This is a genomic window from Parageobacillus galactosidasius (genome assembly GCF_002217735.1).
GTDB lineage: Bacteria > Bacillota > Bacilli > Bacillales > Anoxybacillaceae > Parageobacillus_B > Parageobacillus_B toebii.
This window is the reverse complement of record NZ_NDYL01000001.1, coordinates 896,194-919,601: the sequence shown is the minus strand read 5'-3', so window position 1 is coordinate 919,601 and position 23,408 is coordinate 896,194. Positions and strand designations below refer to the sequence as shown.

The following is a 23,408-nucleotide window of genomic DNA, read 5'->3' as shown; positions in this document are numbered from 1 at the left end:
ATTAATCGTTTTTCTCATTTTTATGTATATTTTCCTTTTCATGTTGACCACGTTCGAATGATTTTTCGAAGTTCTTGTCATAGTCTCGTTTCCAATGATGCTCGTCCTGTTTATTGTTTTTTTGATGATGTTTCCAATGATGATCATATGAGGATGAATGATTGCGGTGATGCTGGTTCTGGCTATCGCTCTTTTTTGGATAATGTTTCAGGTGGCGATCATCCGATCGATCGCTGTTATGATATTTATTATTTTTTGCGGATGATTTATGATTTTTGCCATTTTCATCCTGTTCCTTATCATTACTTTTTTTTTGTTCATCTTTTTCCTCGAATGGATATTTCTTTTCATTACTATTATTTTCTTCCCGTTTCTGTTTATCTTTCTTTTGCAATGAATGGTTGTTCCCTCGATTCTTCTCATCTTTTTCGTTTAATGAATGGTTGTTCCTCCGATGTTCCCCCTTTTGATTACCATTATCTTTATTTTTTTTCTGATTCTTCTCATCTTTTTTGTTTAATGAATGATTGTCCATTGGATATTCATTCTCTCCATCATTTTGTTCCAACGGTTTTTCTAGTTTTTTCGCTTTTGTCGACTCTGGTGAAACCGTCTTCATTTTTTGTTCAATTTGCAGCAGTTTTCCCGTTGTCACTCCCTTTTTTACCGCTTTATTTCGTACTTCCATCGTGCTTTCTTCTGTCTTTACGATAATGTTTTTCTGCTGATACGAATGTTGGATTTTCTTTAATTCTGTAGAAAGCTCCCGTGAAGATGCAGCACGGTATTTTCTCTCCACCGCTGTAATCAATACTTGACCCCCTTCTTGCAAATATCCTTTTTGCATACTTAATTCAATAATTTCCATGGTAATATCAACAAACTCTTTTTTCTTCCAATGAGAAAGCTGTGAAACAATCCTTTTTCCTTCCTCGTTGTAAGCCTTTAATTTTAACACTTTTAGCTGCTCATCCACTCCAACTTCGATGCTTGGATTAATATCAATCGACATGTAAGCGTACACTTCATTAGAAGGAAAATGAAATAATGTTGTAACTAAAAGTACCACCGCCGCCACCAAGCTTGTTATGACATATCGAAATGAACGACGACGAACAATGGGCCTTTTTATCACCTGCGCTTCAATCTCTTCTCCTATTTCATAATCTCCATCTTTTTTTACTTGAATAAATTCCCCCTCAGTCGTTAATAATGTGACAAACTCTTCGTCTAATTCTAATACGATCCCTTTTTTCACGATGGAAGCACCCCTTTTATATAATCCTTTAAATAAACATAATCCCCAGCTAAAATAATCGCCACCGCAATAATATATTTTCTATTTCTCTCTATCGTTTTGCGGCTTACTTCGGCAATATTTTGCAGTTGTTTAATCGGTAATTGCTTTTTTCGAAAAAGCCATTCGAGCATTTCCTCATCTTCAACTAACAATTTAGCGATATTAATCGCATTTATTCGCGCATCTTTATGTTTTGGCGACTGTTCGATAAGGTCATGAAAATAAATCCCAAATTCCTTTAACACTTGTTGATAATGAATAATTTCTTCGCGACGATGTTCTTGCTCCACTTGCTTGTAAAATTCATCCATGGATAATTTCGTATCCAAGTATGTTTGGGCTGAATTTTCCTCATCTTCATTTGTATGTAAAATAATGTTCTTCTCTTTTGCTTCTTTACGAATGTAATCGATTAAGCGCCTTTTAATAAGCAGTTCGGCAAAAGAAATAAACGAACCTCCTTTATGAGGTGCGTATTTTTCAATGGCTTCATTAAATGCGATTAAACCGATGCTTAGTTCGTCATCCCCTTCGTGAATAAATCGTTTGCACACATTTGAAACCGTCTTGGCAATAAAAGGTTTATATTGTTGAATTAATTGATTATGCAATACTTTATTTCCTTGTTGAATTTCATGAACTGTTTGCTCAATCGTTCTCTCCTTCTTTAATGAAAATAATATGCTAAACATGGATTCCACCCCATTTGTTAAAGAGACGAACTAGCCTCCCTAAGGATATCATTCGTACATGTTAGCGTAATTTTGATCGTCATTCAATCGGAAATTTGTTACATTTTTCTTATTAAGACTCCTTTATTAATAAGAAAAAAAGACCTTTGCCATTAGGGCAAAGGTCCCTCTTAGCCATTTATTATCCTGATTTTTTCCTCTGTTGCTTCTTCTACATTATTCAGCGTGCTATGTTTGCGTCCATATAAGAAGTAAATGACAAGGCCGATTGCAAGCCATGATACGAAACCAATCCACGTCATTGGAGGAAGCTGAAGAACTAAATACCCGCAAAACGCAACGGCCAATAATGGAATAACTGGAACGAACGGAACCCGAAAGGCGCGTTTTAAATGCGGCTGCGTTTTCCGTAAAACAAGTACGCCGACGGAAACGGTAATGAACGCAAACAATGTGCCGATATTTGTCAATTCTGCAAGCTTATTTAAAGGTATCACTCCCGCAAATACCGAAACAATGATTCCTGTAAGCCAAGTGTTCACATATGGCACCTGCCGAACTGGATTCACTCTCGAGAATACTTTCGGAAGCAAACCGTCACGGCTAATTGCGTAAAATAGACGAGTTTGTCCATATAGCATAACAAGCAGCACCGTCGTAATCCCAGCAATCGCTCCTAACGAAATAAAACCGGCAACCCAATCTTGGTTGATATAGCTTAACGCAAAAGCAACAGGATTTTTTACATTTAATTGATCATACGGAACAATTCCTGTCAGTACAAGGGAAACAGCAATATATAACAAAGTACAAATAAATAAAGACGCAATAATTCCTATCGGCATGTTTCGCTGCGGATTGCGCACTTCTTCCGCCGCGGTCGAAACCGCGTCAAAGCCGATATATGCAAAAAAGACAGTTGCAGCGCCAGTTGCTACTCCGGAAAATCCAAACGGCATAAATGGCGACCAGTTTTCCGGTTTTACATACCATACACCGACAGCGAGGAACAATAATACGACAGCGACTTTAATCACAACCATAATCGCATTAAAACGGGCAGATTTTTTTACTCCAAGATTCAACAAAAATATAATGAAAAGAATAATACAAATTGCCGGTAAATCGATAAATGTTCCCTTTGCCGGATCATATGCGTTTGTCAATGCTTTTGGAAGCTCAATGCCAAATCCGGAAAGCAGTCCTTGGAAGTAACCAGACCATCCAACCGCCACTGCTGAAGATGCCACACCATATTCTAAGATTAAATCCCATCCTAAAATCCAAGCGATTAATTCCCCAAACGTCGCATAACTATATGTGTAAGCGCTGCCAGACACCGGCACTGTTGAAGCGAATTCCGCGTAACAAAGCGCGGCAAAAACGCAGGCAAGACCAGAAAGAATAAAGGAAAGTACAAGTGCAGGACCGGCGTGTTCGGCAGCGGCAACTCCCGTTAATACAAAAATTCCTGTACCAATAATAGCACCAATGCCGAGCATCGTTAAATCAAATGCTCCTAAATCTTTTTTTAAAGAGGCGCCTTTTCGGCCAGCTTCGTGTAAAAGCATCTGGATCGATTTTTTTCGAAACAAATTCATAAGATGTCTCTCCTTGTCGCTTTTTGTAGAAATTTGTTGAAGAGTACAATACAATAAGGATTTTACGCTATTCAATAATTTTTGTAAAGTTAGAAAATAACAAAAACAGCAAAAAAATTTTGCCATTTTAAGCGTTAAAGTTATAAATTTTTTCGCATCCATAATCCAAAGATATACAAAATTTATAATTTACAAATTTTTCAGATAACTATATAATAAATTTGTGACAATTTTATGAACAATGAAAAGGAGGCGCATTGTTTCAATTTATTATCAAATAAAAATTAAGGGGGGATTTTCATGGCTGTGCAAGAGCGTTCTTTCGAAAACCGCTCGGCAATTGATTATAGCCAAATTGCTCAATCTTCATCTTTTCAACATCTCATGCGCGCAAAGAAAAACTTTATTTTGCCAGCAACGCTATTCTTCTTCGTGTTTTACTTTGCCCTTCCGGTTTTAACGTCTTATTCTAACGTGTTAAATTCTTCTGCGATCGGCCCAATTAGCTGGGCATGGGTGTTTGCATTTGCGCAATTTATTATGACATGGGCATTATGCATGCTTTACTCTAAGCGCGCAGCAAAATTTGATGAAATCGTCGAGCAAATGAAACAAGAAGCGAAAGAAGGAGGAAACTTGTAATGCATGGCTTAGCCTTTTTCCTCTTTTTAATCATTGTGGCTCTGACGCTGGTCATCACTTACTTCGCTTCAAAAAGAACAAGAACAACGAGCGAGTTTTACACAGCAGACAGCAGCTTAACAGGCTGGCAAAACGGTTTGGCCATTGCCGGCGACTATATGTCTGCCGCCTCATTCCTAGGAATTGCAGGAATGATTGCATTATTTGGATTTGACGGCTTTTTCTATAGTATTGGCTTCCTTGTTGCCTATTTAGTCGTTCTTTATATTGTCGCCGAACCGCTGCGCAACCTTGGAAAATATACGATGGCTGACATGATTGCAGCAAGGTTTGATGACAAAAAAGTGCGCGGTGTTGCCGCGCTGAATACGATTTCCATCTCCATTTTTTACATGATTGCTCAGCTTGTTGGAGCTGGCGGTCTCATTAAGCTATTATTAGGGATTGATTACGTTTACTCTGTCCTCATTGTTGGCGTACTCATGACGGTTTACGTCGTTTTTGGCGGCATGACGGCGACGAGCTGGGTGCAAATCGTGAAAGCAGTCTTGCTAATAGTTGGTACGTTTATCATTTCGATCATTGTCTTTGCGAAATTTGATTTCAACCTCATAAAAATGTTTAACGAAGTAAAAACAGCCACACCACTGGGCGAAGCATTCCTCAACCCTGGCAATAAATTTAAAGATCCGCTTGATACAATCTCATTAAATTTAGCACTCATCCTAGGAACAGCAGGGCTTCCACACATTTTAATCCGCTTCTTCACAGTAAAAGATGCACCAACTGCTCGCAAATCGGTCGTCTATGCCACATGGATTATCGGAATCTTTTACGTATTAACGATTTTCTTAGGATTTGGGGCCGCGGCCTTCGTTGGTTATGACAAAATTGTCGCCGCAAACCCTGCTGGAAACATGGCAGCTCCATTGTTAGCCGAAGTGCTCGGCGGTGATTTCCTATTCGCGTTTGTATCGGCAGTCGCATTTGCCACTATTTTAGCTGTCGTTGCTGGACTTGTCCTATCAGCCGCGTCGGCATTTGCTCATGACTTTTATAGCCATATTCTTCGCCGCGGTGAAGCAACGGAAAAAGAACAGATGGTTGCGGCGCGCTGGGCGTCTGTTGGTGTATCCGTTTTATCCATTCTTTTAGCGTTATTCGCTCAAAAAATGAATGTCGCTTTCCTCGTCTCATTGGCATTTGCTGTTGCCGCGAGCGCCAACTTGCCGATTATCGTATTAACGATTTTCTGGCGCCGTTTTAATACAACAGGAGCTATTGCAGGAATGCTTGTTGGATTATTCAGTGCGTTGTTGCTCGTCTTCTTTAGCCCAAACGTTTGGTCACCGGAACCGGGAGCTGCTATTCTTGTCGGTGAACCGCTCTTTAAACTTGCAAACCCTGGTATCGTTTCAATACCATTAGGATTCATCGCATCGATTGTTGGCACACTTCTTTCCTCGAAAAACGCCGACAGCAAGAAATTTGATGAAATTCTTGTGAAAGCGAATACAGGAATAAAAGAATTAGCAAACTAATGCAATGAATCATTCTGCTGGATTGGAAAGAGCGCATCCTTTCCAATCCAGCTTCTTTTTACTCTTGCCACTATTTGTGTTCTTATTGCCCTATTTCAGTTATCCGCGGTCTATCCAACAAAGTCTTCTTTAATTTGCAATAAGAAAGCCCGAACACTAAGATTCATGTTCGGGATGAGAAGTTAAGCGTGGTACATCTTAGCATAACTTGTATAAATATCTACTTGCTGCCGATCGACATCATAACCGATGCCCGGCTTTTCCGGTACTGTAATCGTTCCATGATGAACAGTGACTTCAGGAACGATAATATCTTTCGTCCAGTAATGGGAAGAAGCGGCTGTATCACCAGGCAACGTAAAATTATCTAATGTCGTAATGGCAATATTGTGTGCTCTTCCGACACCAGCTTCTAACATGCCGCCGCACCAGACAGGAATATCGTTCTCCTTACAAATATCGTGAATACGTTTCGCCTCCGCCAATCCTCCGACACGGCCAATTTTTATATTGATAATTCGACAACTGCCAAGCTGAATGGCTTTCCTTGCATCTTCAGCGGAATGAATGCTTTCATCTAAACAGATTGGCGTATTTAACTGTGCCTGCAATGTTGCATGATCTACGATATCATCAGGAGCAAGCGGCTGTTCAATCATCATTAGCTGAAACTCATCTAGCGCCTTTAGTCGATCGATATCTTCTAATGAATAAGCAGAGTTTGCATCGACCATGAGCGGAACATCTGGAAAACGACGACGAACTTCCCGAACAACCTCAACGTCCCATCCGGGTTTAATTTTTATTTTGATGCGCCGATACCCTTCTTGTACGTACCGTTCGATAATACGCAATAGATCATCGATGCTTTTTTGAATCCCAATGCTTACCCCTACTTCAATACGATTCTTATTTCCACCGAGTGCTTTATGTAACGGCAGTTGCTGTCTTTTCGCAAATAAATCCCATATTGCCCCTTCTATCGCCGCTTTTGCCATTTGATTTTTGCGAATGACGGAGAAACGTTGCCGCAACTCTTCTGGGTGAGCAATTGGCGCTTGAAATAAAAGAGGCAATAAAAAATCTTCTATCATATGCCAATTCGTTTTTACGGTTTCTTCATTATACCAAGGTGAAGGGAAGGCCACCGATTCCCCCCATCCTGATAACCCATCTTCATCCATCGCTTCCACTAAAATAAACTCCTTCTTTTGAAACGAACCGAAACTTGTGGTAAACGGTGACTTTAGTTCCATTTGTAAGTGGCGCAGTATGACTCGTTTCACTTTTATTCCCATAAAAAATTCCTCCTCATTATAGCGGCAATTCGTTGCGCTTAACGCAAACATAGTACAAAACAGGCTCACCATCTTTTCGAAGTATATGCGCAACGGCCCATCCTTCACGGAAGAGGCGAACAAAAACATCACGCGTCTTATAGCGCCAATCAAGCGCTAATTCATGATCTGTCTCTTTTAATCGTTGAAACTGAAGAGGAATAGGCACAAGCAAAAACGGATAGTCATGATGAATAGGTTCCTCTTTCCAAATCGCTTCTGGGTCACCGGTGTTGTTTTGTTTCCAATCAAGCACCATCTTTTCTGGCGACCACTTCAGTCTTGAAAAAAAGCGGCCTCTCTCTTGTAAATATCGGCTCCCTAGAAGCCACTCCACAATAAATCGATCCGACGGTAAATGCTTATTTAGAGCATCATCCATTTCACCGTAACAATTTTCGATATACTGTGAGCAAATCGCTCCTAACTTTGCAATGTTAAGATAGCCGTTTCTGCTTTGGAGCGGATCGTATGTCCAACGAATCGTACGATATCCCTGCTTGATTGCTTCTTGTGCCTGTTTCATTTTTAACATATAACCTATTCCTTGATCACGAAATGGTTCAGCAATCCCGAGCATATGCGAACAAAGATACGTTTCCCCATCTTGATATCCGGGAAAACTATACACAAATCCGACCATTTTTCCATCAATAAAAGCACCGATAATAATGCCGCCGTTTTTCGCCACCGTTAACGTTTGATGGGTAGGAATTGGGCTTGTTCCCCACACTTCCGCTTCTAGTAGCGCCATTTCTTCAAGTTGTTCGATCGTGTCAATTTTTTGTAGTGAGATACGCACTTTCTGTCTCCCCTCGTGATGCAAAATGCTCAAACGTTTCCATAATGACTCTTGCTAATATTTCAATACCAGATAATAAATCTTCGCGGCGGAACGTCATTTGCGGATGGTGCAATCCCGGTTTTAAATCACAACCAAGCCCTAGCATCGTCGTTTTTAACTGTGGTTTCATCAATGAATAAAAATGGAAATCTTCCCCACCTGAAGTGACTACTGGCGGCAGACATTTTTCTTCTCCTAACGTAGCAACAATGGCACGCTCCATTAGTTGCTGTGCTTGTGGATGCGGCCGCGCAGCGGCAATACGAACTCCTGAATAAAGCTGAATATCCGCATCATAAATAGATGCAATCCCTTTCACCACGTGATTCAATCCTTCTACCAACTGTTCCATCGCCTCGTTCGTTTGCGCTCGCAAATCAAGCGAAAATTCCGCATGATCTGGAATGATGTTCGCATTTTTTTCTCCTGCGTGAAATCTTGTCATTTTGATCGATGCAGGCACTTGTGGATCAATATGGATTTTGCTCAGCTCTTGTACGATCGCACTCCCAACTTCAATGACATTGACTCCAAGGTGCGGTCTTGCCGCATGCGCGGCAACTCCTTTAATTTCTCCATCAATGCATTGCGCTGCTCCGTGCAAAATCGCGGGAACAGCATAACCGCTTTTTACTTCTTGAATCGGCCGCAAATGAACACCGTATAAAAAGTCAATATCATCGATAACTCCTTTTTCCAAAAACTTCAATGCTCCTGTTCCTTTTTCTTCTGCTGGCTGAAAAAGAAACTTCAATGTTCCAGGCGGCTTATAACCGATGCGATTAAACAGTTTAGCAACCCCTAATACCATTGTCATATGTGCATCATGCCCACATGCATGGTTTGCTTGCCATGCTCCATTTACTTCTTGCCAAAGCGCATCCATATCGCTGCGCAATCCGACTGTAAACGGCCCGCTGCCGATTTCCCCAATCACTCCTGGACAATCGGAAAACGTGTTGGCACGATATCCTTCTTGAATCAGTTGCTGCTTAATAAACTCCGTCGTTTTCCACTCTTCCCAACTAACTTCCGGATGACGATGAAGGTGGTCAAAAATCTCCCATAATTCTTCCTTCATCGCATGAATCATTTCTCTCATTATGCTCTCCCCCGATGATATATTTGCAAACAATGGCGAAACATCAAATGTGCTTCGAAAATAGTTGTTACACATATTATAATATTCAAAAAAAATGTTGCAACCTGTGCAAGTTAATTAACGAACAAAAAACGGTTTATGTTCATAACAGCAACACAAAAAAATCCTACCTCTCTTTGTAGAGAGTTAGGATTTCCACTTCCGTTTGACAAGCTGATTAATCACTTCAGAAAAAATCAATCCCATGGCAATCGCTCCAGAAATCATAAACGCTTTCGCCGCGAGCGATATCGCCGTATTGTAGTCGTTGAAAACGACGTGGCGCATTGCTTCAAACGCCAATCCTCCTGGGACAAGCGGAATAATTCCGGAAACACTAAAAATCGTAACTGGCGTCTTATATATTCTTGCAAATATGGTGCTGATCATCGCAACAAAGAAAGCCGCAATAAACGTAGCGGCAACACCATTTAATTGATGTTCGGCAAATAAAAAATAAATCATCCATCCAACCATTCCGACAAATCCGCTATTGATTAACAATTTCTTTGGAATGTTAAAAATAATCCCAAACGCTGCTGAAGCAATAAAACTTGTTAATATATGTTGTATGATCATCCGCAATTCCCCTTACGATTAGCCAATCGACAAAATAAGCGCAATACCGGTGCCGATCGCGAACGCTGTTAAAAATGCTTCCGCACCTTTAGACAACCCAGCGAGAAAATGTCCTGCCATTAAATCACGCACCGCGTTCGTAATCACTAGTCCCGGCACTAACGGCATGACAGATCCAATAATGATTTTATCTAAATTCGCCCCCAACCCAATCGCAACAAGAATCAAGGCCAATCCACCGCTTATAAACGATGCAAAAAATTCAGCGAAAAATCGTATTTTCACAAGACGGTGAATCATCTCAAAACAATAAAATCCTGCTCCTCCGGCAAGAAACGAAGGAAAGAAGTTGTTCCATCCTCCAAACATGACAGCAAAACATCCGCTGGCAATCGCCGCCGCTGCTACTTGCTGCGAAAGGGAGTAAGCAAACTTTTGTTTTTCCACTTCTTTTAACTGTGTATATGCCTCATCCAGTGATAATTCTCCATTGCTGATGCGACGGGAAATATTGTTCACAAGCGCGACTTTTTGCAAATCTGTCGAACGTTCCACAATCCGAATAAACTGCGTGGAATTCATTCGATCAATCGAAAAAATAATTCCTGTCGGCGTGACATAACTGTGCGAACGGGGAATGCCAAAGGAAGCAGCAATACGCATCATTGTATCTTCCACACGATATGTTTCCCCGCCGCTTTCGAGCATAATTTTTCCCGCAAGTAGACAAAGGTCTACAATATCGTTTGTACGGTCATGGTAAGTCGGCATTCTCTATCTCTCCATTCATGCTTCATTTGTGATATTACAAAAAAATATAACGCTAGACAATAGCCGTTTTACACACTTGATGCTTTCATGCCAAGAAAAGCAAGAAGCAGACCGAGTATATAGCTTAATGCAAGATACAAAACAAACATTTTCCATTGCTTATGAATATAAAGAGCCATACTTTCTAGCTTGAATGTGGAAAAAGTCGTAAATGCCCCCATAAATCCTGTTCCGAAAAGAAGCTTCCACGAATCATTCCATCCTTTTCCTATAATATATCCAAGCAAAAAAGATCCGATTAAATTGACTAATAATGTAGCAAGCGGAAAAGAAGAAGGATACTTCTGTTTGATCCAATTGCTGATGCCAAAGCGCGCAATCGCGCCGAAAAACCCTCCGATCGCCACCAGTGCGCTGTTCCATAACATAAGATCTCCTCCTTATTCCGCCGCCTCTTTTTGTGCATGCAAGCGGCCTTGTCCAAGGCGAAATCCGATCCATGCCATAAGCAGCCCGCCGCACATGCTGAGGAAAACGTAGAACAACGCTAACTCTAAATGAGACGTGTGAAGCAACTGAACCGTCTCGACGCTGAACGTCGAAAAAGTCGTAAACGATCCTACTAATCCCGTTCCTAGTCCTGTCACAACATAAGGAGGAAGATTGCGCAGCCGAGGCAAATAAGCAGTCAGCCATCCTAACGCAAAACAGCCAATTATATTGGCCAGCCATGTTGCCAAAGGAAACAACCCGTTCCATAAGGCCCCCACAAACAATCCTAAATAATAGCGAAGCAGCGCGCCGACAATGCCGGCAAGACCAACGACGACATAAATCACGAACAATACCCCTTTTCCTTCAATTTATCCAAAAAACAAACTCCTACCAATAATTGATTTACTGGTAGGAGTCATCAGCCCGAACGATAGTTTAGCGAACTCCATCGCCTATTACTCTGTCCGTTATTATAACAAAAAGATATCTCATTGCCAATTTGCGCAGTTTCTCCCTTGGCTGTCTATGTTTTTACCAGCCATCTGTTTTTTTCTTCTTATTCTTCTGCACTGATCACGTATGGAAACATTTATTGTGACAACCCCAAACTTTCGTCATCATCCTTCTTCGTTCATCACCGAACTTATGACTAGTTACTCTCCTTACTTTTCCATCTTTCTATGTCCCTGGAACGATTCTTTTTCCCTTTCTCCTTTTTAGGCAAAAAAGACGGATTTCAATAATGATTAGAGGATACGATGCTCAAATAAGAGCATATATCCTCTTTTTTTATGCATACATTATATATTGATGGTGTTGTTTACGAAAAGGTTTATAAACTATAGGCACATAACATAACTAATATGTGCTTTAAGTTTTTATATTTAGGGCTTGATAAAGACCTCTTCTGCCTTTTATAACGAAATGGTCATCCCTTTTCCGTTCTCCACCGCTTTTTTATACACTCCCATGGCGACGGCAAGATCGAATGAAGCGACACCGACACATTTGAATAGAGTGATCTCTTTTTCATGTTGCCGGCCGCTTTTTTCGCCTGTTACCAATTCGCCAACTTCAGCGTCGATTTGTTCAAACGACCATCTTCCAGTGTTTTCCGCCTGAATAAGTTCGCCTGCTTCGTGCTTGACTCCCTCCTTTGTATCCACGACAATGCGGTCCGCTCGAATAATCGTTTCTACGTCCAATTCCTGCATATGTGGAAGATAGGAGCCAATGGCATTAATATGCGTCCCCGGCTGCAATGCCGTTACCGAAAAAACTGGAGTTGTCGAACGTGTGCTGCAAATAACGATATGCGCTTGACGCACCGCCTCATCTGCATTATCCATCACATGGATCGTCCCTTGCCACTCGGGATGCGCTTCCTGAATATATGCCGCAAATTGCTCCGCTTTTTCTTTCGTTCGGTTATAAAGAAACAATTCTGTAATCGGTCTTACAGCGAGCATCACCGCTACTTGTTCCCGCGCCATCGCTCCCGTTCCAATGACCGCAAGCCGGGAAGCGTCACGTCTGGCTAGATATTTCGTGGCAATGGCACTGACTGCTCCTGTACGAAGTCGTGTTAAATACGTAGCGTTCATCATTGCCAAATGCTCGCCCGTTTCCGTGTCTGTCACCACAATCACCCCTTGCGTCGTCGGTCTCTGGCGCTCCGGATTATGCGGGAAAATGCTTACAACTTTCACCGCTGCCATCTTTGTTGCAGCGCTCGGCATATAAAGCACCGAGGCATCGTGCTCTGAAAAATTCAACACGGTACGCTCTGGAATCTGAATATTCCCGTTTCGTTCCTCGCTCAAAATAGCCTCAACATCAAGAATTGCATCTTCCATCGTATATAGTGATTGAATTTCTTTTTCCGATAAAATAATCATCATGATTTGCCCCCTTGATAAAAAACGGAACCGCTTATGCGATTCCGCTTTCGTTTGTTACATCTTGATCTAAAACCTCATTTTTACGATCGCGCACAACCCAAACAGCGATTAAAGAAATAATCGAGGTAATGATGATATAAAGAGCGACTGGAACATAAGAATTGTCATATTCCGCTAACAGCGCTGTCGCAATAAGCGGAGCCGTTCCGCCCGCAACCGCGGCGCCGATTTGATATCCAAGTGTAATCCCTGTATAGCGCACGTTTGATTTAAATATTTCGGAAAACATCGTCCCTAACACAGCAGTAATCGGCGCCCAAATAATTCCAAGTCCAATTACCGTCGCGATAATCATCAGTGTTACTGAGCCTTGCTGCAGTAACCAAAAGTACGGAAACGCATACAATATCATTAAAATCGTTCCACCGATATAAAGCGGTTTGCGTCCAATTTTATCGGACCAGCTGCCCATGACCGGAATTAAAATCGTCGTGATCACAGTCGCAATCGTTACCGCATTTAATGTAGCGGTTTTCGAAAATCCTAGATACGTTGTCGCATAAGAAACGATAAACGTTCCAAAAATATAGAATGGAGCTGTTTCAACAACTTTTCCTCCCACCGCGATTAACACTTCTTTCCACTGTGTCTTCAACGTCTCCAATAACGGAACTTTCGCAATTTCTCCTTTTTCTTGAACTTTCTTAAATGACGGTGTCTCATCAATCCCTTTGCGAATCCATAATCCAAAAAAGACAAGCAGCGTGCTTAGCAAAAACGGAATCCGCCAGCCCCATGACATAAAGGCATCATCAGGCATCATCGTCATTAATGACATGACAAACGTTCCAAGCAACAGTCCAATCGTCACACCCATTTGTGGAATGCTGCCGAAAAATCCGCGTCTTTCTTTCGGAGCATACTCAACCGCGAGCAACAACGCGCCGCCCCATTCACCGCCAAGGCCGATTCCTTGCACAAGGCGAAGTAAAATTAATAAAATCGGCGCCCATACACCTATTGTTTCATACGTCGGAAGAAGCCCCATCCCCGCAGTTGCGAGTCCCATTAAGCTTAATGTGAAAATCAATGTCTTCTTCCGTCCAATCTTATCGCCAATATGGCTGAACACAACGCCGCCTAACGGGCGAATAAAGAAGGAAAGAGCGAATGATGCATAGGATAAAAGCAGCCCTACGGTCGGATCTTCGCTCGGGAAAAACAACTGATTAAATACAAGCGCAGCGACCGTTCCATACAAGAAATAATCAAACCATTCAATCGAACTCCCGACAAGACTCGCTACTAGCACACGACGTGATACTCCCTTATCCACCGTTATTCCCCCATTCTTTGTTGTCCCTAACAATAATATTTTATCGTTAATATTCAGAAAAATAAAATAAAAAAATTCTTAAACTGCTTACTCCATCGTCTTACGAATATGTTTCGAAATCATCACTACTCTGTTCCTGCCGCCCGGCATTAATAAGCTTCGAAATACGGGCAAATCCGATGAAGCAAAGCCCGTATATTCCCCAACTGATTGCTTGCCTAAGAATTCTTGCTTTATCAAACGCTTCAACGCCATAACGAACAATCAGCCAAGCTTTGATGGCAGCAAGAAGCAAATCTCGCAATGCAAAAGCCAATGTTATCCATTGAAACAAAGATAAGACGTCTTTTTGAAAAAACCGCTGTTTCATCACTTGACGGTTTGCTCCCTGCATCTCCACAAAGTCCAGCGAGATATAAAGAACGATTGGCTTATTCGCCGCCATCGTAGCCAAAAACAAAATCGCCAATGCCACCGAATAATATACTCCGTTCCATAACATTTGCAGCGCAGAGCCGGCCAGCACGTCTAACAGCGTTCCGATGACTAAATTAGCGATCATAAATATGCCAAAAAAATTGATTCTTCTAATGGAAAAAAAGCGGTATACGGTGTACACCATGCCGGGAACGGCGGAGACGAGCATCGCATAATAGTCGCCGATGTGACCGCGCGCCGCATGCCAAACAACCAATGGAAAAATAATATAGCATACTACATCAAGCAGCACTACTTGCTTAGACATTTGCTTTCCACCTATCTTTCGTTTTCCTGCTCCATATTTCGCTTCCCATCCATGTAATTCCTGCAAAAAATATTTGGCTAGTTTGCCTTTTCGCGAATAACAGACAGCGCATTCGCTTGCACATAAACCGATACGCTCCCCGAGCCGATATTTTCCCCATCGGCATGCAAAGGAAGAAGAGAACTAGTATGTATGTGAATGTGTTTCCCGGCAAACACTTTCACTTCCTTCATTTTTGTATGCCCTCCCCAAAAAACCGTCACAAATAACAGCAATATTTTTAACCGTGATATTTGATCAACGACAATGATATGGAACAGGCCATCATCTGATTTTGCGGACGGCGCTATTTTCATTCCTCCACCATAATAGGGATGGTTCGATATCGTGACAAGCCAAGTCCGCTCAAATAAATGCTTCTCCCCATCAATCTGCAAAACTACTTTGGCCGGCTTGTAGAAAATTAATTCTTTCACTAAATAGAACACATAGACAAATTTGCCAAGAGAAAGACGGTTGAACAACGACTTTAGTTTGGAGCGGTTTACTTTTCGCGAAATTTGCGCATCAAAGCCGCAGCCTAAATTGTTCACAAACATTCCTTCTTGTACATGTGGTCCTGCAAATTGGCCAATATCATAGGTAGAAAAACAATGCTTTTTCAGTAATAAGAGAATGTGCTCCAACGCTTTTCGAGGATGATTCGGAATGCGGATGCCGCGCGAAAAGTCATTTCCCGTGCCTGCTGGTATATAGCCAACAATACCGTGCTTAAATGGAAAGACACCGTTTGCGATTTCATGGACCGTGCCGTCGCCGCCGATGGCAATAATGGCGGCAGTTTCGCTCGTACTCTCAATGATTTGCCTGGCAATTCGTTTCCCATCACCTTGCTTCTCTGTAAAAAATACTTCATATGAAATATGTTTTTGGCGAAGAACTTTCTCTAATCTTTTCCATACCTTTTTGCACCGCCCATTTTTCGCCGCTGGATTGACAATAAAATAAAGTTTCATCCTTTCTCCCCCATAAAAACTCCGTTATCGATTTTTCTCAAGGATGCTGTATGTTTATGTGCATATACATTAAATTAACGCTATTGTACATTATTTCTTTAATTTTTATGAAGTAATATCCAACAAATTTACTGCATGCGTGCCATCCTTATCTATCACTTCGAGCTTTTAAATCTAGTTTTGCAATATTCCCATAATAATGTAAAATGATACAATAAACACATAGTTATTTGATAATTTAAAATTTTAATTGAATAAATATAAAAATATATGGTAGTATGGTAATAATCTACAAACCAATAAGCTACCGTCTATGATCATGCTGCATCATTCATCATCAGAAGGAGGAAATGCCTATGATTGTAACAAAAGAAAACTTAAATCCGTATGAAATCGTCAAAAAACAAATTGAAACAGCTGCAGCGAAACTAGGTTTAGAACCGCACATCATTGAAATTTTAAAAAGACCGATGCGAGTTCTCTCCGTATCATTCCCTGTCAAAATGGACGATGGTTCCATCCGAGTATTCGAAGGATATCGCGCTCAGCATAACGATGCTTTAGGCCCTACTAAAGGGGGAATCCGCTTTCATCCTGATGTTACGCTCGATGAAGTGAAGGCATTATCGATGTGGATGTCATTTAAATGCGCTGTCGTCGGACTTCCTTACGGCGGCGGAAAAGGCGGAGTCATCTGTGACCCGCAAACATTAAGCCGTGGGGAATTAGAACGAGTCAGCCGCGGATTTATCGAAGCCATTTCGCAAATCATCGGCCCGGATAAAGATATTCCTGCGCCTGACGTTTATACAAATTCGCAAATCATGGGTTGGATGATGGATACATATAGCCGCATCAATCAATCTTTCTCCCCAGGCGTCATTACGGGAAAACCGCTCATCATCGGGGGATCGAAAGGAAGAAATGAAGCAACCGCGCGCGGTTGTGTCATTACGATTCAAGAAGCGATGAAAAAACTTGGACGTCCGTTAAAAGATGCAACCGTCGCGATTCAAGGATTCGGAAACGCGGGAAGAACCGCCGCCAAACTGCTTGCAGAACTGGGATGCAAAATCGTCGCTGTCAGCGATTCCAAAGGCGCTATTTATGACCCGAACGGATTGGATATAGCGAAAGTAGAACATTTGAAAGATCATCACGCTTTGCTCGACTACGGTGCGGAATATCAAATCGATCCTTCCGCTTTATTGGAACTGAAAGTAGACATTTTAATTCCTGCCGCTTTAGAAAACGCGATCACATCCAAAAACGCTGACCAAGTTCAGGCGAAAATCATCGCAGAAGCGGCAAATGGCCCAATCTCTCCGGATGCAGACCGCACTCTCACAGAGAAAGGAATTATCGTCATTCCTGATATTCTTGCGAACGCAGGCGGCGTAACCGTATCCTACTTTGAATGGGTGCAAAATTTAATGAACTATTACTGGAGCGAAGAAGAGGTGAACAAAAAATTAGCAAACATCATGGTGCAAAGCTTCCACGCCGTTTATGAAGCAGCGGAAGAACATGAAACCGATTTGCGCACAGCCGCTTACATCATTTCGTTAAAACGAATCACAGAGGCGATGAAAGCGCGCGGCTGGGTATAAAAACTAGAAGCAGTTTTGAAACGAAGCCTCACTTGGGGGCTTTGTTTTTTCTGTCTCTATTATTCTCTTTTCAACAAAAAATCCGAACTCGTTTGTGAGTTCGGACCGAATTTCTGTTATTGTTGTTGCTGTTTTATATCCTCCCCGATAATTTTCACCTCTAATTCAAGATCAACGCCGAATTTCTCTTTTACCGTCTTCCGCACCATTTCAATGGTTGCAATATAGTCGGAAGCGGTGGCGTTGTTTTTATTAATAATGAAACCAGCATGCTTCGTCGATACTTCCGCACCGCCGACTCCTTTTCCTTGCAGGCCGCTGTCTTGAATAAGTTTGCCCGCAAAATAGCCAGGAGGTCGTTTAAATACACTGCCGACAGACGGATACTCAAGCGGCTGTTTTGATTCGCGCTGGAACGTTAAATCGTCCATTTTTTCTTTAATTTTTTGCGGATCGCCTTTTTTAAGCTGAAATACTGCCTCTAACACGATATCATGTGTCTTGCTAATAATGCTTGTTCGATAACCGAGCTGCAAATCATCTTTTTTCAAAATCTTACATTCTCCTGTTTGTGTGATAACCTTCACATGATCAATCACGTCTTTGACTTCTCCGCCGTAGGCGCCCGCATTCATCATAATCGCGCCGCCGATAGATCCCGGAATGCCGCATGCAAACTCGAGCCCCGTTAAGCTATGTTCTAGCGCAAACCGGGAAACGGCTTTAATATCGGCGCCGCTTTGGGCGATGATTTTTTCCCCTTCCACTTTGATTTCTGTAAGATGTTTTAATTGCATCACAATGCCGCGAATGCCGCCGTCACGCACGATGACGTTCGACCCGTTGCCAAGCAGTGTAAAAGGAAGCTGATATTTTTCTTTTAACCGAACGACTTCCATTACTTGCTCATATGTTGTTGGCCAGACAAGGAAATCCGCCTTGCCGCCAATTTTGACTAATGTATGATATTTCAGCGGTTCATCCCGCAAGACATTTTCTTTCCCGCAAATTTGCACTAATTCTTGATAAATCATTTCATTTGTATACATTGCCTTTCCCTCTTTACTTTTTTATTTATTTTTGTGAAATACGTATATCCGATTCTAATTTCATCTCGACATTTCCTTTTATCGCTCTTGATATCATGCAGCTTTTTTCTGCTTTTTCCGCAAGGAGCGCTGCTTTTTGGACCTCTTTGTCCGTCGCTCCAGCAGCCAATGTGATCGCAGGACGGTGAATGATCGTTTTGTACGTAATTACTCCTCTCTCTACTTCCACAATTCCTTCTGATTCCATTGTAAGTTCATTAACCGGAATGGAAGAACGTTCTAACATCGCCGCAAGCGTAATTAAATAACAGGTTGCTGCTGCGCCTAACAACATTTCGTCTGGATTTGTTCCAATTCCTGGTCCATCCATCTCCGGCGGAATGGATACTTTCGTCTTCAACTGGCCAGCGTCAATAAAGCCGCTGCCATTTCTTCCGCCAGACCAATTCGCTTTTAAGAAAAAATGATGTTGTTCCATTGTAATCCTCCGCATCGTGAAAAATCATCCAACGTCATACGCTAATCCATCGTCCGCGTTTTCACGACGGAACGCCATTTCTATTTTACAATAAACGCTCCATTTTGGTAACGAGCAAAATCTAATAATTCTTCCCGCTCCTTAGCAGCCAGTGAGAATCTATTTTTCGCATGGTAGAATAACGAAAATAACCACTTTTCTATATCCATATGCGTAAAATAGATTCATTCCAACGAGAAATGAAAAAAATTGTTACATCTAAAAAGTAAGCAGGAAATTTGAAATAATGTGCAAGCAATAGTAAGATAATTGTCGAAACCGTTTACAACAAGGGGAGGGCATCAACTTGAAACAGTATCTGGAACTAAATAAAAGTTTTATTAATGGTGAGTGGGTTGAAGGATTAAGTTCGAACTCTTATAATATTTTAAACCCGTATGATGATTCTGTCATTACAACAGTTAAATTAGCTACAAAAGAACAAACACAGGAAGCTTTTGAAGCGGCGCAGCAAGCGCAGAAAAAATGGGCGAAATCTTCGGTAGAGGAAAGAAAAGCGGTCATCCGGAAAGCATTAGAGTATTTTAAAGAGAATAAAGAAGCAATTTTAGAGACCATGGTAGTAGAAACAGGCAGCACATATATAAAAGCGGAAATGGAATATCAAATTACGTTAGATGAATTAGTAGAAGCGGAAAAAATGACAGAAGAGATTTATACGTATAGAGAAGTTCCTTCTCCTATTGAAGGAAAAACAAATCGAATTTATCGATTGCCGCTCGGAGTTATTTCATCGATTTCTCCATTTAATTTCCCGTTATTTTTATCGATGAGAACCATTGCCCCTGCGATCGCATTAGGTAATGCGGTCGTTCATAAACCGGATTTGAAAACCGGCTTAACCGGAGGTTCGATTATTGCGGCAGCGTTTGAATATGCTGGATTGCCTAAAGGTGTACTCAATGTGATTTTAACGAATTCGAGAGAAATTGGAGATGAAATGTTAACAAACCCTCATGCTAAGTTGGTCAGCTTCACTGGATCGACAGAGGCAGGAAAGCATGTCGGAGCTGTCGCTGGTGGAGCTTTAAAACGCGTTGCATTAGAATTAGGCGGAAACAGTCCGTTTGTCGTGTTGAGCGATGCTGATGTAGATCGCGCAGTGGATGCAGCGATATTCGGAAAGTATCTACACCAAGGCCAAATTTGTATGATCGTGAATAGATTCATTGTTCATAAAGATTTGTATGATGAATTTGTACAGAAGTTTGTGGAGCGGGCTAAAAACTTGCCGTACGGAGATCCGCGCAATCGTGAAAATGTGATTGGTCCGATCATCGACCAACGTCAGTTAGAAAAAGCACTAAAGGTAATTGAAGAAGCAAAAGCAGAAGGAATTCCGTTGGCATTAGAAGGAAAACGCGTAGGAAATATATTAACGCCATATGTATTTGTAGATGTGGATAATGATAGTAAGTTAGCTCAAACGGAAGTGTTCGCACCGATTGCGATCATGATTAAAGCGGAAACGGACGAACAAGCGATTGAATTGGCAAATGAAACCGAATATGGTCTAAGTTCGGCTATATTTACATCTGATCTTGAAAAAGGAACAGAACTAGCTTTAGAGATTGATAGCGGAATGACGCATGTAAATGACCAAACGGTTAACCTTCAATCGAATACACCATTTGGAGGAACAAAAGAAAGTGGATTAGGCCGTTTTGGAAATCCATGGATTGTAGAAGAGTTTACAGTGACAAAATGGGTTTCCGTTCAACATCAATATCGAAAATTTCCGTTTTAAGGAATAACTATATTAGTAGAGGATATATGCCCTTTATTGAGCATATATCCTCTTTTTTCATAGAACGCGTCGCAAAACGCATAACGGATGCATAAAAAATAAATCGCACCCCATCTTGCTTAATCCCTTGCGCAGAAACGTCTTGTCTCAACTTGAGAAGATGGGGTGGGGCGTTGTTTGGATATTTTCACCGTCCGCCATCCGATAGGTGACAAGCGGAAAAGAGGGGAAACAGCTAGGAATTTATCATATTTTATATGCCGAAAGTGACATTGGAAATGGTATTATTCGATAATTCTTATTTTGAATTTGTTGCCATCATCGAACCCAATAAAATAACTCCCCTCAATTGCTCCCATCTCGTTTTTCTTAAAACAATCTTTTATATCTTCTACTATTTTCTCTAAAAGTTCTTCTTTATGATTTACTCCATATACCTCTAAACTGTAACCACTCATTTCAATTCCTTTTGGTTTCGCGCTAACAAACGTATTATTCAATACTTTGAATTCCCCTTCTTTATAACCTATCATACCGTTACCCGACTTTATGCAAGCTAAGTTGTATTTGAAGAGTATATCGGCTAACTCTTTCATAAATACTGAACTCATCTGCATCCAATCCCACCCCAATCGCATAAATAATTTCATCCCGCCGCCGCATGGCTCGGCGTCTATTATTAATTTGTCAGCTAGTCCATCCCATGTAATCGTCTTGGTCTTGTCCAATGCCATCATTGAATCATCCTCTGATGCGTTTACGGCAATTGTGCATATACCCGTCCGATCGCTGTTGCAATTCCTCTAACTGTGCCAACTGTATCGCCAATGGTGCACAACGGATTACGCCAGCTTTCCTAGAAGAGAAGCGCGGCCGCCACCAACGTTTTCATCGACTTTCTCCCGACAAAACATGATACTCTTTCAACATATCGTGTTAGCAATCCAATGCTACTTCGATATGTTTGAACACATCTTTTTTAAGCTCCGTTGCGGCCGCCTTTTCATCCACTTCAATAACATATAATAAGCATGTTCTCCTTTATATTCTTCCGCATGATCACTAGTACAAAGCAAAATGAGACTATCGACTATGTTTTGTCCATCTTCTAAAAACCTAGATGGAAATGTAATTTCTTTGTTGCTCCGCATCTCTCACACTTATTTTTGCATTTCTTACGAACAGCTTTTTGGTACCGGTATCCCTCTTTTCTCTTGTGGATTTTTCAGTATGTATTATCGGAAGTCCATCTTTTAAATTTCCGAATGATTAGCATGCTCTTGCAGAAACAACACCGCAACAAAGCTAGGAATGGCGTCGCAGAACGCACATATTACCTGCATTGTTGTCCCCTAGTGTAAAACGTGGAAACAAAGGATGATGTATAAAAGTTTGTGTAAAGCATTTTGCTAGAACAAAAGAAAAAAGGTAGGGTATTCTCTGATTGGACCAAAAATCTTAGAGAAAGGAGAACCCTACCTATGTCTGAAAGAAGTATACCGAATGTCGACTGGGCAAATCAACTGGAAAGTGTCATTCGTCAATTTGTGAAAGAAAAATTAGAACTGATTATGCGGGAAGAAATCAAAAATTTCCTCGAAATCGAACAGGCTGGAACACCGAATAGGAGAAACGGCTGCTATCTCCGTTGTGTTCGGAAAAAAGATCAATTCGAAATGGTGGAGGACCTGAAACTCATTTATCGTTCTCCGAATAAAGAAATCGCATTGGAGATGTTTCAACAGTTTCAATCCAAATAGTCTCACAAATACCCAAGGGAAGTCCAATCGTGGGCAAATGAGTTGGATGTCCTTCTCATTTATGGACTATCCAAGCAGTATTCGAAGTGTGATTTATACAACGAATGCCATCGAACGAACGATCAAGGAGATTCGGAAACGCCTAAAACCGATGAACAGTTTGAATAGTTTAGAAGCCGCAGAAAAAATCGTGTATTTGACCATTCATTAATGAGAAATGGGCAGGGCGAAAGTTGCGAGGATTTGCCGAAGCGCAGGAAGCCCTCGAGCGAATGTTTGAAGAACGTTATTGTTAACCAAATACTGTAAATAAACAAAATAGAGGGATTCTCCCTTTCCACACAGGAGACTGAATATTCAGTCTCCTGTGTGGAGAAAATCAGTCCCCTATCAATTCAAATCCATTTCAGAGAAACCCTACCCCATTTACATTACACAAAATTCTTGACGGTACCGACACAGTAGACACATACTGCGACATAGGGGGATTTTAAGAATTCTTTTTGATGTTACTGTCCAGCTTCTTTGAGCAATAAAAGCAGAATAAGCCAACAGCTAAACTTAAAAAGGCTGGTACAATGGCATAAACGAAGAAGATTGTCCAAATAAATAGGTATCCACTAATTGCAAATATAAGCCAACTGGTAATAAGTAAAAAACTAGATAAAAATTCTTTCATAAATATCACCGTCCTAAGAATGTAACTTTATTCTATCATAGGACTATCCATAATATTGGAATAACTTGTTGCACAGTTCGAAAA

At 41.3% G+C, this 23,408-nt stretch carries 21 protein-coding genes, 1 pseudogene and 1 riboswitch; of the genes and pseudogenes, 5 read left to right on the top strand and 17 right to left on the bottom strand.

Annotation, left to right across the window (positions count from 1 at the left end):
* Position 1 precedes the first annotated feature (1 nt).
* The 3 genes from B9L23_RS04905 to bcaP form a co-directional block, all read right to left on the bottom strand.
* A complete protein-coding gene (locus B9L23_RS04905) occupies positions 2-1,258 on the bottom strand; it encodes an anti-sigma factor domain-containing protein (RefSeq protein ID WP_089096979.1) in 1,257 nt (418 codons plus the stop codon).
* Complete coding sequence (sigI, locus tag B9L23_RS04900) at positions 1,255-2,001, bottom strand: RNA polymerase sigma factor SigI (RefSeq protein WP_245842290.1); 747 nt, start codon at positions 1,999-2,001, stop codon at positions 1,255-1,257. Before sigI ends, B9L23_RS04905 begins: the two co-directional genes overlap by 4 nt.
* Before the next feature lie 161 nt (positions 2,002-2,162).
* Complete coding sequence (bcaP, locus tag B9L23_RS04895; protein WP_089096977.1) at positions 2,163-3,593, bottom strand: branched-chain amino acid transporter BcaP; 1,431 nt, start codon at positions 3,591-3,593, stop codon at positions 2,163-2,165.
* Positions 3,594-3,893: 300 nt separating this feature from the next.
* On the opposite strand from bcaP, the gene B9L23_RS04890 reads away from it, so the two are divergent.
* Both B9L23_RS04890 and B9L23_RS04885 read left to right on the top strand, forming a co-directional pair.
* The gene (locus B9L23_RS04890; RefSeq protein ID WP_012749507.1) at positions 3,894-4,235 is read left to right on the top strand and encodes a DUF485 domain-containing protein; all 342 of its coding nucleotides are present in this window, start codon (positions 3,894-3,896) and stop codon (positions 4,233-4,235) included.
* Positions 4,235-5,776 carry a solute symporter family protein gene (locus B9L23_RS04885; RefSeq protein WP_089096976.1) on the top strand — a complete coding sequence of 514 codons (1,542 nt, stop codon included), beginning with the start codon at positions 4,235-4,237 and terminating at the stop codon, positions 5,774-5,776. Before B9L23_RS04890 ends, B9L23_RS04885 begins: the two co-directional genes overlap by 1 nt.
* A gap of 182 nt (positions 5,777-5,958) precedes the next feature.
* Here B9L23_RS04885 and menC read toward each other — a convergent pair whose 3' ends face one another.
* From menC to B9L23_RS04830, 11 genes are all read right to left on the bottom strand, one after another.
* Positions 5,959-7,074 (bottom strand): o-succinylbenzoate synthase, encoded by a 1,116-nt coding sequence (menC, locus tag B9L23_RS04880; RefSeq protein ID WP_012749505.1) that lies wholly within the window; start codon positions 7,072-7,074, stop codon positions 5,959-5,961.
* Between the two features lie 16 nt (positions 7,075-7,090).
* Entirely contained in the window at positions 7,091-7,915 is an 825-nt protein-coding gene (locus B9L23_RS04875; RefSeq protein WP_089096975.1) for a GNAT family N-acetyltransferase, read from the bottom strand.
* A complete protein-coding gene (locus B9L23_RS04870) occupies positions 7,890-9,059 on the bottom strand; it encodes a M20 peptidase aminoacylase family protein (protein ID WP_089096974.1) in 1,170 nt (389 codons plus the stop codon). Before B9L23_RS04870 ends, B9L23_RS04875 begins: the two co-directional genes overlap by 26 nt.
* 186 nt (positions 9,060-9,245) lie before the next feature.
* Entirely contained in the window at positions 9,246-9,677 is a 432-nt protein-coding gene (locus B9L23_RS04865; RefSeq protein WP_081189252.1) for a threonine/serine exporter family protein, read from the bottom strand.
* 18 nt (positions 9,678-9,695) lie between these two features.
* Positions 9,696-10,448, bottom strand: coding sequence for a threonine/serine exporter family protein (locus B9L23_RS04860; protein ID WP_012749501.1), 753 nt, complete (start codon positions 10,446-10,448; stop codon positions 9,696-9,698).
* A 68-nt stretch (positions 10,449-10,516) separates the two neighbouring features.
* The gene (crcB, locus tag B9L23_RS04855; RefSeq protein WP_012749500.1) at positions 10,517-10,876 is read right to left on the bottom strand and encodes a fluoride efflux transporter CrcB; all 360 of its coding nucleotides are present in this window, start codon (positions 10,874-10,876) and stop codon (positions 10,517-10,519) included.
* 12 nt (positions 10,877-10,888) lie between these two features.
* A complete protein-coding gene (gene crcB / locus B9L23_RS04850; protein WP_141103836.1) occupies positions 10,889-11,287 on the bottom strand; it encodes a fluoride efflux transporter CrcB in 399 nt (132 codons plus the stop codon).
* Between the two features lie 58 nt (positions 11,288-11,345).
* A riboswitch (Fluoride riboswitch) is annotated at positions 11,346-11,405 on the bottom strand.
* A 452-nt stretch (positions 11,406-11,857) separates the two neighbouring features.
* Positions 11,858-12,841, bottom strand: coding sequence for an ornithine cyclodeaminase family protein (locus B9L23_RS04845; RefSeq protein WP_089097475.1), 984 nt, complete (start codon positions 12,839-12,841; stop codon positions 11,858-11,860).
* A 34-nt stretch (positions 12,842-12,875) separates the two neighbouring features.
* Entirely contained in the window at positions 12,876-14,180 is a 1,305-nt protein-coding gene (locus B9L23_RS04840; RefSeq protein WP_089096972.1) for an MFS transporter, read from the bottom strand.
* Between the two features lie 100 nt (positions 14,181-14,280).
* Positions 14,281-14,925: a VC0807 family protein gene (locus B9L23_RS04835; RefSeq protein ID WP_062753704.1), complete on the bottom strand. Its 645-nt coding sequence runs from the start codon at positions 14,923-14,925 to the stop codon at positions 14,281-14,283.
* Positions 14,926-15,002: 77 nt separating this feature from the next.
* Positions 15,003-15,941, bottom strand: coding sequence for a diacylglycerol/lipid kinase family protein (locus B9L23_RS04830; protein WP_089096971.1), 939 nt, complete (start codon positions 15,939-15,941; stop codon positions 15,003-15,005).
* Between the two features lie 350 nt (positions 15,942-16,291).
* Between B9L23_RS04830 and B9L23_RS04825 the strand changes: the two genes are divergently transcribed.
* Positions 16,292-17,551: a Glu/Leu/Phe/Val family dehydrogenase gene (locus B9L23_RS04825; protein ID WP_089096970.1), complete on the top strand. Its 1,260-nt coding sequence runs from the start codon at positions 16,292-16,294 to the stop codon at positions 17,549-17,551.
* A 116-nt stretch (positions 17,552-17,667) separates the two neighbouring features.
* Here the strand turns inward: B9L23_RS04825 and murB are convergent, their stop codons facing one another.
* Together murB and B9L23_RS04815 are read right to left on the bottom strand one after the other, a co-directional pair.
* Positions 17,668-18,600: a UDP-N-acetylmuramate dehydrogenase gene (gene murB, locus B9L23_RS04820; RefSeq protein ID WP_012749494.1), complete on the bottom strand. Its 933-nt coding sequence runs from the start codon at positions 18,598-18,600 to the stop codon at positions 17,668-17,670.
* Positions 18,601-18,625: 25 nt separating this feature from the next.
* Complete coding sequence (locus tag B9L23_RS04815) at positions 18,626-19,078, bottom strand: OsmC family protein (RefSeq protein ID WP_089096969.1); 453 nt, start codon at positions 19,076-19,078, stop codon at positions 18,626-18,628.
* A gap of 346 nt (positions 19,079-19,424) precedes the next feature.
* Between B9L23_RS04815 and B9L23_RS04810 the strand changes: the two genes are divergently transcribed.
* Positions 19,425-20,885, top strand: a complete 1,461-nt coding sequence (locus B9L23_RS04810; RefSeq protein WP_081189886.1) for an aldehyde dehydrogenase family protein — start codon at positions 19,425-19,427, stop codon at positions 20,883-20,885.
* A 284-nt stretch (positions 20,886-21,169) separates the two neighbouring features.
* Here B9L23_RS04810 and B9L23_RS04805 read toward each other — a convergent pair whose 3' ends face one another.
* Positions 21,170-21,619 carry a hypothetical protein gene (locus tag B9L23_RS04805; RefSeq protein ID WP_245842289.1) on the bottom strand — a complete coding sequence of 150 codons (450 nt, stop codon included), beginning with the start codon at positions 21,617-21,619 and terminating at the stop codon, positions 21,170-21,172.
* Positions 21,620-22,528: 909 nt separating this feature from the next.
* On the opposite strand from B9L23_RS04805, the pseudogene B9L23_RS04800 reads away from it, so the two are divergent.
* Positions 22,529-22,941: pseudogene (locus B9L23_RS04800) on the top strand (transposase); the annotation flags it as partial.
* Positions 22,942-23,408 lie beyond the last annotated feature (467 nt).